Origin of the sequence: Streptomyces sp. NPDC058525 (assembly GCF_042719495.1) — a bacterium.
Lineage (GTDB): Bacteria > Actinomycetota > Actinomycetes > Streptomycetales > Streptomycetaceae > Streptomyces.
Genome location: NZ_JBHXNP010000012.1, coordinates 41,645 through 53,177, shown reverse-complemented (window position 1 = coordinate 53,177; position 11,533 = coordinate 41,645). Strand labels below are relative to the sequence as shown.

General features: G+C 75.0%; 9 protein-coding genes. 5 read left to right on the top strand and 4 right to left on the bottom strand.

The genetic code is table 11. The features are described from left to right. Nucleotides 1-17 precede the first annotated feature (17 nt). Complete coding sequence (locus ACFWP3_RS09280) at nt 18-1,925, bottom strand: protein kinase (protein ID WP_384217960.1); 1,908 nt, start codon at nt 1,923-1,925, stop codon at nt 18-20. 89 nt (nt 1,926-2,014) lie between these two features. Next, nucleotides 2,015-3,115, bottom strand: a complete 1,101-nt coding sequence (locus tag ACFWP3_RS09275; protein ID WP_384217957.1) for a M20 family metallopeptidase — start codon at nt 3,113-3,115, stop codon at nt 2,015-2,017. A gap of 111 nt (nt 3,116-3,226) precedes the next feature. Here ACFWP3_RS09275 and ACFWP3_RS09270 point away from each other — a divergent pair, with 111 nt between their 5' ends. From ACFWP3_RS09270 to ACFWP3_RS09260, 3 genes are read left to right on the top strand one after another with little or no spacing between them, the layout of a single operon-like run. Next, entirely contained in the window at nt 3,227-3,655 is a 429-nt protein-coding gene (locus tag ACFWP3_RS09270; protein WP_384217955.1) for a hypothetical protein, read from the top strand. Further along, nucleotides 3,649-3,909 carry a helix-turn-helix transcriptional regulator gene (locus tag ACFWP3_RS09265; RefSeq protein ID WP_384217954.1) on the top strand — a complete coding sequence of 87 codons (261 nt, stop codon included), beginning with the start codon at nt 3,649-3,651 and terminating at the stop codon, nt 3,907-3,909. The genes ACFWP3_RS09270 and ACFWP3_RS09265 overlap by 7 nt, the downstream gene beginning before the upstream one ends. Further along, a complete protein-coding gene (locus tag ACFWP3_RS09260; protein WP_384217952.1) occupies nt 3,906-4,874 on the top strand; it encodes an NAD(P)-dependent alcohol dehydrogenase in 969 nt (322 codons plus the stop codon). The genes ACFWP3_RS09265 and ACFWP3_RS09260 overlap by 4 nt, the downstream gene beginning before the upstream one ends. A 37-nt stretch (nt 4,875-4,911) precedes the next feature. Here ACFWP3_RS09260 and ACFWP3_RS09255 read toward each other — a convergent pair whose 3' ends face one another. Beyond that, nucleotides 4,912-6,261, bottom strand: coding sequence for an LCP family protein (locus ACFWP3_RS09255; RefSeq protein WP_384217949.1), 1,350 nt, complete (start codon nt 6,259-6,261; stop codon nt 4,912-4,914). Between the two features lie 209 nt (nt 6,262-6,470). Here ACFWP3_RS09255 and ACFWP3_RS09250 point away from each other — a divergent pair, with 209 nt between their 5' ends. Together ACFWP3_RS09250 and ACFWP3_RS09245 are read left to right on the top strand one after the other, a co-directional pair. After that, complete coding sequence (locus tag ACFWP3_RS09250; RefSeq protein ID WP_384217947.1) at nt 6,471-7,772, top strand: MFS transporter; 1,302 nt, start codon at nt 6,471-6,473, stop codon at nt 7,770-7,772. Further along, nucleotides 7,769-9,019 (top strand): anhydro-N-acetylmuramic acid kinase, encoded by a 1,251-nt coding sequence (locus ACFWP3_RS09245; protein ID WP_384217945.1) that lies wholly within the window; start codon nt 7,769-7,771, stop codon nt 9,017-9,019. The genes ACFWP3_RS09250 and ACFWP3_RS09245 overlap by 4 nt, the downstream gene beginning before the upstream one ends. Here ACFWP3_RS09245 and ACFWP3_RS09240 read toward each other — a convergent pair. Then, nucleotides 8,991-11,465: an MDR family MFS transporter gene (locus tag ACFWP3_RS09240; RefSeq protein WP_384217943.1), complete on the bottom strand. Its 2,475-nt coding sequence runs from the start codon at nt 11,463-11,465 to the stop codon at nt 8,991-8,993. The two genes, ACFWP3_RS09245 and ACFWP3_RS09240, sit on opposite strands and share 29 nt — an antisense overlap. Between the last annotated feature and the right edge of the window lie 68 nt (nt 11,466-11,533).

The following is an 11,533-nucleotide window of genomic DNA, read 5'->3' as shown; positions in this document are numbered from 1 at the left end:
GCCGTCCGCCGCCCGGGTCAGGCCTGCTTCGTCCAGCGCTGCGAGGCCTGCCCGCCGCAGGTGTTCGTCACCAGGCCGGCGCTCATGCCCAGGTCGAGGCAGCCGCCGCTGAAGTCGTTGCGCAGGCTGCCGTCGGCCCCCGTACGCCACAGCACGCTGCCGCCATCGCAGTCGCCGACGAAGACGGCCTGGCCGAGCAGGTTGGCGTACAGGCAGCCGCCGCTCTGCTTGTTGACCAGCTTGAAGCTGCCGTCGGACCTGCTCTGCACGGTCCACCGGGCGGTCGAGTCCGAGCAGTCACCGTGGTCGGAGGAGCCGTAGACCTGGGTGACGCACTTGCCGTTGTTGCCGTTGCGGTACCGGTAGGTGCCGGAATCGGGGGGAGCCGGAGCCGTCGGGGCCTTGGTCGTCGCCCCGCCGGAGGGGCGCGGGCTGCCGGCGCCGCCCGCGTTGGCGGGGCTGCCCGGGCCGCCCGAGCCGGTCTGCGCGCCGCCGTTGCCGCCCCCGTTGCCGCCCCCGTTGCCGTTCCCGCCGCCCGGGCCGGGCCCGGCGGCGGCGCCCCCGGCGCCCGCGGCCGGCGGGCCGGCCGTACCGCCCTGCCCCTGGTCCCCCGCGACCTGCTCCTGGCCCGGGGACGGTGTGGCCGGCGCTGCGCCCGACGGGCTGCCGCCCGCGGTGGACGCCGTCGGGTCGGCGGGTGCCGAGACCGAGCCGCCCGGGGGTCCCCCGGCGTCGGTCCGCGGCGAGGACGTGTACGGCAGGTTCTGGATGGCGAGCGTCGTACCGCCGGCGACCACGACGACGGGGACGACGGCCAGGAGGACCCGGGTCCGGCGGCGGCGTTCGGGCCGCTCGGGCCGCTCGGGACGTTCGCGCTGCTCCGGGCGGGCCTCGGTCCCGGCAACCGGCCGCGGCGCGGGGGCCTTCTCCGGTTCCGGTTCGGGTTCCGGTTCCGCTGCCCGTTCCGGGTGTTCGCCCGCGAGCGGGAGCGTCGGTACATCCACGTCCTGCACGTTCGCGGCGAAGGCGGCCCGCTCGGTCAGCCGCCCGGTGATCGCCGAGGGCCAGAGCGGGGCACCGGACGGGACGTTCCGGGAGGCGTGTTCGAGGAGTTCGGCGGCGGTGGGCCGGCCCTCGGGATCCTTGTCGAGGCAGGACGCGACGATCTCGGCGAGCTCCGGCTCCAGCTCCCGCAGCGGCTCCAGGTCGGGCGCTTCGTGGACGATGCGGTACAGCACGCCGTGCCCGGACTCGTCGCCGAAGGGCGGCTGGCCGCACGCCGCGTACGCGAGGACCGAGCCCAGCGCGAACACGTCGGTGGCCCCGCTCAACCGCCTTCTGCCCGTGGCCTGTTCGGGCGCCATGTAGGCGGGCGTGCCCACGACCATGCCGGTCCGGGTCAGCTGGCTCTGCTCGGCGGCGCGCGCGACGCCGAAGTCGATCAGGGTGAGACCGTCGAGGGTCAGCATGACGTTGGACGGCTTGAGGTCCCGGTGCACCATGTCCAGCGCGTGCACCGCCGCCAGGCCCGCCGCGGCTTCCCGCAGCAGCAGCCACAGCGCGTCCGCGGGCAGCGGGCCGCCGTGCAGCCCGATGGCCTCCCGCAGGGTGAGGCCGGGTATGTACGCGGTGGCGAACCACGGCGGCCTCGCCGTGCGGTCGCTGTCGAGCAGCGGGGCGGTGGCCTCCGCGGGCAGCCGGGCCAGGTTGTCCAACTCGTGCCCGAAACGGCGCACGAAGTCCTCGTCCTCGCCGACGACGGACGCCAGCAGCTGCTTGACGGCGACGTACCGGCCCTCCCGGACCCCGAGGTACACCCGCCCCATGCCTCCGGCCCCGAGCCGGCCCGCCAGCGCGATCGTGCCGATCCGGCGCGGATCCTCCGCCTCCAGCGGCTCGGCTCCGCTCCCCGTCAGCTCCAGCACGTCAGCCCCGCCCCCGCTAGGAATTGGAATCAGTTTCCGGAAATCTACCGGATGGGTTCGCGGGCCAACACGCCGAGGGGGAGCAGCACTTACCCCTGCCGGATCGCCGTCACCAGCCCCGCCACGAGGTTCGCCCGCTCGGTCATCGCCTCGATCACCACGTACTCGTGGTCGGCGTGGGCCCCGCCGCCGACCGCTCCGAGCCCGTCCAGCGTGGGCACCCCGAGCGCGGCCGTGAAGTTGCCGTCGCTCCCGCCCCCGACGGCCTTGCCCTCGATCCCGGGGAGCAGCCGCTGCGCCACGGCGAACAGGCCGGCCGACGCCGACTCGGGCATCGGGGGCCGGCTCACGCCTCCTTCGACCGAGATCTCCGCCTCGTCGAGATGCGGGGCCAGCGCAGCGAAGGCTGATTCGACGCGCTCCTTCTCGCCCTGCGACTCGACGCGCACGTCGACGACGACGGTCGCCTCGGCGGGGACGACGTTGTCCAGGGTCCCCGCGGCCGCGACCGTCGGGGTGACGGTCGTGCCGATCTCGGGCCGGCCGAGCGCTGTGATGTCCAGTACCTGGTGGGCCGCCTCGACCAGCGCGTTGACCCCGGCCGCGGGTTCGAGGCCCGCGTGTGAGGCCCGGCCCGCGATGGAGACCTGGAACGTGCCGCAGCCCTTGCGGCCGGTCTTCAGGGCCCCGCCGTCGGCGGCGCCCTCCAGGACGAGTACGGCGCCGCAGGCCAGGGCCCGTTCCTCGATGAGGGCCCGGGAGGAGCGGGAGCCGACCTCCTCGTCGGCGGTCACCAGGATCTCGACGCCCGACCGGTCGTCGAGGGAGGCCAGGCCGTGGACCGCCTGGACCAGGCCGCCGAGCATGTCGAAGACCCCGGGCCCGGTCACGTGCCCGTCCTCGACCAGGAACGGGCGGCGTTCGAGGGTGCCGAGGGGGAACACCGTGTCGTGGTGGCCGAGGATCAGCACCCGGGGCTCGCCGCCCCCCGACCAGTGGACGTGCGGCCCCGCTTCGCTGTCGACGAGGACGGCCTGCCCGCCGAGGCGGCTCTCGATGACAGAGGCGACCACCTTGGCCGATGCCGCCAGGGCATCGGCGTCGCGCGAGGGCGACTCGGTCTCGACGAGTGCCCGCAGGTCCTCGATCATCGCGTCAACGCTCACCTGTGCGCTCATGTGCATCGTCATGCGCACAGATTAGTAGTCGTCATCTGAGGTCAAGAATACTTGACACGATGTCGTGACTGCTTGACACTCCGAATGTCTGGTTTTCTTGACATCGGGGGAGTGGGAGCGGACGTGGCAGTCGAGGAGAAGCGTGCCTGGAGCATGCTCGTGATCGCGGTCGGGTCGTACGCGGCGTACCTGTGGGTGGTGCTGGGCCGCCCCGCGGCGGTGCCGCTGACCCAGGCGCCGTACGTCGCGCCCCTGTTGTGGACGGTCGGCCTCTCGGTCGCCGTGTCGATCGCCGCGCACGTGGTGATCGCCGTGGCCTCGCCGCGGGAGGCGAACGTCAAGGACCAGCGCGACCGCGAGATCCACCGCTTCGGTGAGTACGTGGGGCAGTCGCTGGTCGTGATCGGCGCGGTGGGCGGCCTGGTGCTGGCGATGGCGCAGGCCGCTCCGTTCTGGATCGCCAACGCCATCTTCCTGGCCTTCGTCCTCTCGTCGGTGGTCGGCTCGGCGGTCAAGGTCATCTCCTACCGGTTCGGCTTCCACCCGTGGTGAAGGCGACGCGGGTCACGAACACCATCCGTGCCCAGCGGTTCGCGCACGGGGAGATGACCCAGGCCGAGCTCGCCCGCCGGATCGGCGTCAGCCGGCAGACCGTCATCGCCATCGAACAGGGCCGCTACTCGCCCTCGTTGGAGATGGCCTTCCAGATCGCCCAGGTGTTCGGGGTTCCCCTCGACGCCGTCTTCCAGTACGCGGCCCACCCGGGCGGCCCCGGCACCACCGACACCACGGAAGGCACCTCATGAGAGCCATGGTCCAAGACGCGTACGGAACACCCGACGTCCTGCGCCTCGAGGAGATCGACCGGCCCGAACCCGGCCGCGGCGAGGTGCTCCTGCGCGTGCGGGCCGCCGGTGTCGACATGGGCGTCTGGCACCTGATGGCGGGCCTGCCCCTGGCGCTCCGCGCGGGCTTCGGCCTGCGGGCCCCCAGGCAGCGGGTCCGGGGGATGGACGTGGCGGGCCGGGTGGAGGCCGTCGGCCCCGACGTCACCCGCCTCAGGGTCGGCGACGAGGTCTACGGCACGTGCACCGGCTCCTTCGCGGAGTACGCGTGCGCCAAGGAGGACCAGCTCGCACCCCGCCCGGCCGGGCTCACGCCCGAACAGGCGGCGGTCGTCACGATCTCCGGGTCCACCGCCCTCCAGGCCTGCCACACCGGCCGGCTGCGGCCCGGCGGGCGGGTCCTGGTGATCGGGGCCTCGGGCGGGGTGGGGAGCTACGCCGTGCAACTGGCCAAGGCCCTCGGGGCCGCCCACGTCACCGGTGTCTGCAGCGCCTCCAAGGCGGACCTCGTCCGCTCCCTCGGAGCCGACGAGGTCCTCGACTACGCCCGCGAGGACCCCACCGGCGGCGGCCGGCGCTATGACCTCGTCCTCGACATCGCGGGCAACCACTCCCTGCGGCGGCTGCGCCGGCTGCTGACTCCGGGCGGGACCCTGGTCATGGTCGGCGGCGAGACCGACGGCCGCTGGCTCGGCGGCTTCCACCGGCAGCTGGGGGCCCTGCTCGTGTCCCCGTTCATCCGCTCCCGGGTGCGCGTGCTCGCCTCCACGCCGAAGCCCGCGGACCTGCGCGCCCTCGGGGAACTGCTCGAGTCCGGCGCGCTCACCCCGGCCGTCGACCGGACCTACCCGCTGGCCGAAGTCCCCGACGCGATACGGCGTCTGAGGTCAGGGCAGGTGCGCGGCAAGATCGCGATCCGGGTGTGAACGGCAGCCGCTCGCGCCGGGCCTCGCCCCCGCCGCACTACCGTCCCGGGGCGGCCGGGGCGGCCGGTGCGGGTGATGCGGGCGATGCGGGCGCGCCCGCGCAGCGGAGGCGGTCGGCGGTGACGGGGGCTCCGTCCGCGACGTTGCGGTCGTAGGTGACCGTCCTGACCTGGACGGGCCCGTCGCCGACGGCGACGTCGAAGGTCTTGGCCTGGTGCGGGTCCGGCCGCAGACGGGCGCCGGGCAGGGCGGCCGCGAGGGTCGCCGCGTCCTCGTCCCGTCCGGCCGGATAGGTGATCACCGGCGGCCCTGCGGGACGTACGGACGGCGCGGGCCGCGCGGTCGTGGCGGCGAAGCCGCTCGCGCTCAGGGCCGAGGCCACCGCCGCGTCGTCCACGACGACCGGGATGACGGCCGGGTTGCTGTCGACCGGTGTCTCGGCGACGGGCTGGATGCGGCTGTCGCCGGTGATGGGGCGGTCGGCGCCGAGGGCCTCCCACAGCGCCGCCGACCGGGGCTCGTCCCACACCAGGGTGGAGCCCACCCCCGGCACCCGGTGGTCGAAGAGGCGGATCGGGACGGTCGCGAACTCGGTGCGGTCCGCGCCCAGCCGGCCGAGCGCCCACCCGATCCGGACCAGGTCCTGCAGGCCGGTGTGCGCGTTGGTGCGTACGGACTTCAGCAGGGCCCGGGCGGTGCGCGCCGTGCTCACGGGGCCGTCGAGCGCCCCCTCGGCGCCGAGCCGGGCGAGGAGGTCGTTGACCATGCGCTGCTGGCGGCGGACGCGGCCGAGGTCGCCGGGGCGCTGGTTGACGTGCCGGGCCCGGACGTAGCGCAGCGTGCCGTTGCCGTCGGTGCGGTGCACGCCCGTGGTGATGTCGAGGCCGGAGTTCTCGTCCTTGAGCGGCCTGTCCGTGCACACCGTCGCGCCGCCGAGGTCGTTTACGGCCTGCTCGAAGCCGGTGAAGCCGGTCTCCAGGTAGTGGTCGACGTGCAGACCGGTGGCCTTCTCGACGGTGCGCACCGTCAGGTCGCCGCCGCCGACCGCGTACGCGCCGTTGATCTTGCCCCACCGGGCGGGCGCGGTCGCGGTGTGGTTCGCGTACTCGACGTACGAGTCGCGCGGGATGGACACGACGCTCGCGCGGCGCTGGTCCGCCGACAGGTGGACGAGCATCATCACGTCGGTGCAGTTGCACCCCTTGCCGCCGACGTGGAGCCGTCTCTTCTCGGCGGCGGAGATGCCGGCGCGGCTGTCGATGCCCACGACGAGGATGTTCGTACCCCGGCTGGGGCCCGCGCGGTCGGCCGAGAGGGCCTGGGGGCCCAGGAGGGCGCCGGCGCCGAGGGTCGCGAGCGTGGTGAGGGCAACAGTGAGACGACGCACCACACATCTCCAAATCGTCTGATTCCGTTATGAAACGGACAGTAGCGGGTCGGTGTGGGCGCGCCGGGCGGTACGCGCCCGGCGTGCGGCCGATCCGCTGAAAACCGGCCGCCCCGCGCATCGCAGGAGCCCCGCCCGGGCAGCCAGCCACTGTGGCTCGCCCCGCGCATCGCCCGAAGAGCCGGCCCGCGGCGTCCGCCGTGGCCCCCGTGCCCGTGCCCGTCCGCCGGCCGTCCGCCCGGCACGCCCTCGTCGCCGGGTCCGTCGGCAACTTCGTGGAGTGGTACGAGTTCGGCGTCTACGGATCCTTCGCCACCGTCATCGCCGCCCGCTTCTTCACCCCCGACGGCGGCGACCGCGCGCAGGCGCTCATCGCGACCTACGCCGCCTTCGCCCTCGCCTTCTTCTTCCGCCCGCTCGGCGCCCTGCTCTTCGGTCGGCTCGCGGACCGGGCGGGCCGCCGGCCGGCGCTGGTGCTGGCCGTCTGCCTGATGTCGGGCGCGACCGCCCTGATCGGAGTACTGCCCGCGTACTCCGCCATCGGGGCCCTCGCGCCATGGCTGCTGACCCTGCTGCGCAGCGTCCAAGGCCTTTCGGCCGGGGGCGAGTTCGGCGGAGCCGTGAGCCTGCTGACCGAGACCGCACCGGCGGGCCGGCGCGGCCGGCACGGCGCCTGGCAGTCGTTCACGGTCGCCCTCGGACTCCTCACCGGCGCGGGCCTCGCCGCCGCACTGGCGACCCTGCTCTCCGAAAGCGCCCTGTACGCGTGGGGCTGGCGCATCCCCTTCCTGCTCGCCCTGCCGCTGGGCGCCGTCGCCCTGTGGCTCCGGCTCCGACTGCCGGAAAGCGCCCCGCCGGCCGGCCCGGCCACGCCGGACATCGCCGGCCCGCCCGCCCCGCCCCGCGCCCCCGGCGGGACCGGCACGGTGGGGGCCGTCGTCCTCGGGGTCGGCCGGATCATGGGCTGGTCCGCGGCCGGCTACACCTTTCTCGTGGTGCTGCCCTCCTACCTCCAGGCCACCCTCGGAACCACCTTCCAACAGGCCCTTGCCGCCACCTTCGTCGCCAACCTCGGATTCGCCGCCGCGATCCTGCCCGCCGGTGCGCTCAGCGACCGGGTGGGCCGACGGGCCGTCATGCTGACCGGCAGCGCCCTGGTCGTCCTGACCGCCGTACCGCTCCTGCACCTGCTGCGCGACCCCGGTACCTCCGTCGCCGTGAAGGCGGCGCTGCTGGCGGCGGCCGGCGCGATGATCGGACTGCTGGCCGGGCCCGGCCCCGCCCTGCTCGCGGAGATGTTCCCGACCCGGGTGCGCAGCACCGGGCTCGGCCTGGCCTACGCACTCTCCAACGCCGTCTTCTCCGGATGCGCGGGCCTGATCGTCACCGCGCTCGTACGGCACACCGGCAACCCCGACATCCCGGCCTACTACGCGGCGGGCGCCTGCGCGCTGGCCATCCCCGCCCTGCTCACCCTGCGCCCCGACGACCACCTGAGGCCCCTGCGATGACCCCGCCCCGGACCGCCACCGGCACCGCCACGACCACCGCGACGACCACCGCCACGACCACCGTGATCGGCCTGATGTCCGGCACCTCCTGCGACGCCGTCGACGCCGCGGCCGCCCGCATCAGCTGCGAGGGCACCGAACTGCGCCTGACCCCGCTCGGCATGGTGAGCGAACCGTACGACGGCGAACTGCGCGACGCGCTCGCGGCAGCGCTCCCGCCCGGCCACACCACCCTCGCCGACGTGTGCCGCCTCGACACCCGCATCGGGCAGTCCTTCGCCCGTCTCGCCGTCCGGGCCGACCGAGAACTCTGCGCCGGCCGCGCCGACCTGATCGCCTCTCACGGCCAGACCGTCTTCCACTGGGCGGACGGCGGCCGCGTGCACGGCACCCTGCAACTCGGCGAACCCGCGTGGATCGCCGAGGCCACCGGACTCCCCGTCGTCTCCGGATTCCGCACCCGTGACGTCGCCGCCGGCGGGCAGGGCGCACCCCTGGTCGGCCTGATCGACCGCATGCTGCTGCGCGGACACCCGGGCGTACCGGCCGCGCTGAACGTCGGCGGCATCGCCAACGCCACCGTGCTCACCCCCGACGGCACCCCGGCCGCGTTCGACTCCGGACCCGGCAACGCCCTGCTCGACGCCGCCGCCCGCCACCTCACCGCCGGCCGCCAGGACCACGACACCGACGGCCGCCTCGCGGCCCGCGGCACCGTCCACCGGCCGCTGCTCGACCGCCTGCTCGCCGAGCCGTACTACGTGCTGCCCGCGCCCAAGACCACCGGCCGGGAGCTGTTCCACTCCGGCTACCTGCGCACGGCCCTGGACGCCGTCGGCCCGCTCTCCGCCCCCGACGTCCTCGCCACCCTCACCCGGCTCACCGCCCGCACGGTCGCCGACGCGCTGCGCCCGTTCGGCGTCACGGAGGTGCTGGCCTCCGGGGGCGGCACCCGCAACCCCGCCCTGATGGCCGCCCTGCGGCAGGAACTCGGCGCCGCGGTACGGCTGCGCACCTCGGACGCGCTCGGACTGCCCAGCGCCGCCAAGGAGGCGTACGCCTTCGCCGTCCTGGGCTACCTCACCCTGCACGGCCTGCCCGGCACCCTGCCCGAGTGCACGGGCGCGGCGGGCCCGCGGGTCCTCGGCAGCCTCACCCCCGGCCGTACGGCGCTGCGCCTGCCCGCACCTCCCGCGCAGCCGCCCCGCACCCTGCGGGTCACCCCGCCGCCGGCCGCGGCGCGTTGACCACGGAGCCCCGGGGCGCCCGGGCGGTGACCATCAGGCCGGCCACCAGGGCCGCCAACAGCAGGGCGCCGGCCGACCACCAGAGGGTGTCGGTGTAGCCGTGCAGCAGCTCCTCGGTCTGGCCGTCCTCCGAGGCGCGGTTGAAGCGGGCGGTGATGAGGCTGGTGAGCAGGGCCACCCCGATCGCCTCGCCCACCTGCTGGGCCGTGACCGCGATCCCCGAGGCGGCGCCGGAGTGCTGCGGGGCCACGCCGGCGGTCGCGGTGGCGAAGAGCGGCACGAAGGCCAGGCCGATGCCGAAACCGGCGAGGAGCATCCCGGGCAGTACCCGGAGCGTGTAGTCGCTGCCGGTGAGGAGCACCAGCCCGACCGCCGCGGTCACCAGCCCCGACACGATCAGGACACGGGGCGCGGCGCGGTGCTGAAGGCGCGCCGAGACCTGGGTGGCGGCGACGGCGGCCGCGGCGGCCACGGGCAGGATCATCAGTCCGGCCACGACCTGGGCGTGGCCGAAGAGGTACTGCAAGTAGAAGGACAGAGTGGGGAGCAGGGCCAAGGTGCCGGCGCCGGCCAGCACCAGGACGAGGACGCAGCCGGCGCGGTCACGGTCCCTGGCGACGTACGGCGCCCACAGCGGGCCGGACGTGACGGTCTGCCACCACAGGAAGGCCCCGAGCAGCAGGACGCCCGCCGAGAGCAGCCCCAGTGTCACGGGGGCGGTCCAGCGCAGCTGCTCGGCCTCGCCCAGGCCGAGCAGCAGGGCGGCGATCGCGGCGGAGCCGAGCAGCACGCCGAGCCAGTCGAAGCGGGCCCCCGCACGCCGCGGGCGGGCCGGGAGCAGGGTGGCCGCGCCGGTCAGCGCGAGCGCGGCGAGCGGGACGCAGGCGTACTGGGACCAGCGCCAGTTCAGCAGCTCGGCGAGCCAGCCGCCCGCGAGCAGGCCCACCGCGCCGCCGCCGGCCGCGACCGCCGCGTAGACCCCGAAGGCCCGGGCGCGTTCCCTGGGATCGGTGAAACCGGTGGACACCAGGGACAGCGCGGACGGTGTCACCAGGGCGGCGAAGGCACCCTGCAGGGCGCGGGCCGCGGTCAGCAGACCGGGGCCGTCGGCCGAGCCGCCGAGCGCCGAGGCCAGCGCGAAGCCGGCCAGGCCGATGAGCAGGGTCCGTCTGGCCCCCACCAGGTCGGCGATGTGCCCGCCGAGCAGCAGCAGCCCGCCGAAGGCGAGTACGTAGGCGCTGACCGCCGGGTTCAAGCCGTCGCCGCCCAGGCCGAGTTCGGCCAGGACGGACGGCAGGGTGATGTTGAAGGCCATCGCGTCGAGCAGCACCAGCAGCTGCGTCAGGGCGATCACCGCCAGCCCCCACCAGCGCCTGGGATGCGGGGCATCCGGGTGCTCGGGGCCGGACGGCGGCGGTCCGAACCCCTGCGCGGGGACGGAGTGCGCCGGGGCGGTGGGCGCGTAGGCGGGCGGCGCGGGCACCGGCTGGTGCGGGACGGAGGGGGTGCGGGGGTCCGGCCGCGCGGCGGGGGCCTCGGCCGCCACCTCCGGGCCGTAGTCCAGCAACCGGGCGGCACGGCGGCCGAGTTGGGCCAGCACCGCACCGGGCAGCCACTCCCCGGGCCGGTCCACCGCCGTGCGCTCCGCCACCTGCCCGGGCGTGGGCCGCTCGGCCGGGTCCTTGGCCAGGCAGGCGCGCACGAGACCGGCCAGCGGCTGCGGCACACCGGTCAGGTCCGGCTCCTCCTCGGCGACCCGGAACAGGTGGGCGTTCAGACCGGAGTCGCCGGCTCCGAACAGCAGCCGTCCGGTGGACGCGTACACGAGCACGGCGCCCAGGCAGAAGACATCGCTGGCGGGCGTGAGTTCGAGGCCGCGGACCTGCTCGGGCGACATGAAGCCGGGGGAGCCGATCAGCATGCCGGTGCGGGTGTGCAGGCTGTCCCCGGCGAGGCTGTCCATCGCGCGCGCGATGCCGAAGTCGATGACGCGGGGGCCGTCGACGGTGACGAGGACGTTGGACGGCTTCAGGTCACGGTGGATCAGGCCCGCCCCGTGCACGGCCTGCAGGGCGACGGCGAGCCGGTTGGCGAGCGTGTGCACCGAGTACTCGGGCAGCGGCCCGAAGTCCTCGGCGACCACCGTGCGCAGGTCCGGCCCCGGGATGTACTGGGTCGCCACCCAGGGCACGGCGGCCTCCGGGTCCGCGTCGAGCACCGCCGCCGTCCAGTCCCCGCCCACCCGCCGGGCGGCGGCCACCTCGCGGGCGAAGCGCCTGCGGAACTCGGGGTGCCCGGCGTGCTCGGCCTGTACGACCTTCACGGCCACGGTGCGTCCGCCCTCGGAACGGCCCAGATAGACCAGGCCCATACCGCCCGCACCCAGCCGGGCGATCAGACGGTACGGACCGATGCGGGTCGGGTCTGCTGCGATCAACTGGTCCACGTGACGAAGGTAGGCCACCTGTCATTCGGGGGGTGACCCCACCCCCCGAATGACAGGAGAATGCCGGC

Excerpts from the sequence above, each read along its gene's own strand:
- ACFWP3_RS09245 (WP_384217945.1), top strand. The coding sequence starts at position 7,769 with ATGACCCCGCCCCGGACCGCCACCGGCACCGCCACGACCACCGCGACG.
- ACFWP3_RS09260 (WP_384217952.1), top strand. The coding sequence starts at position 3,906 with ATGAGAGCCATGGTCCAAGACGCGTACGGAACACCCGACGTCCTGCGC.
- ACFWP3_RS09275 (WP_384217957.1), bottom strand. The coding sequence starts at position 3,115 with ATGACGATGCACATGAGCGCACAGGTGAGCGTTGACGCGATGATCGAG.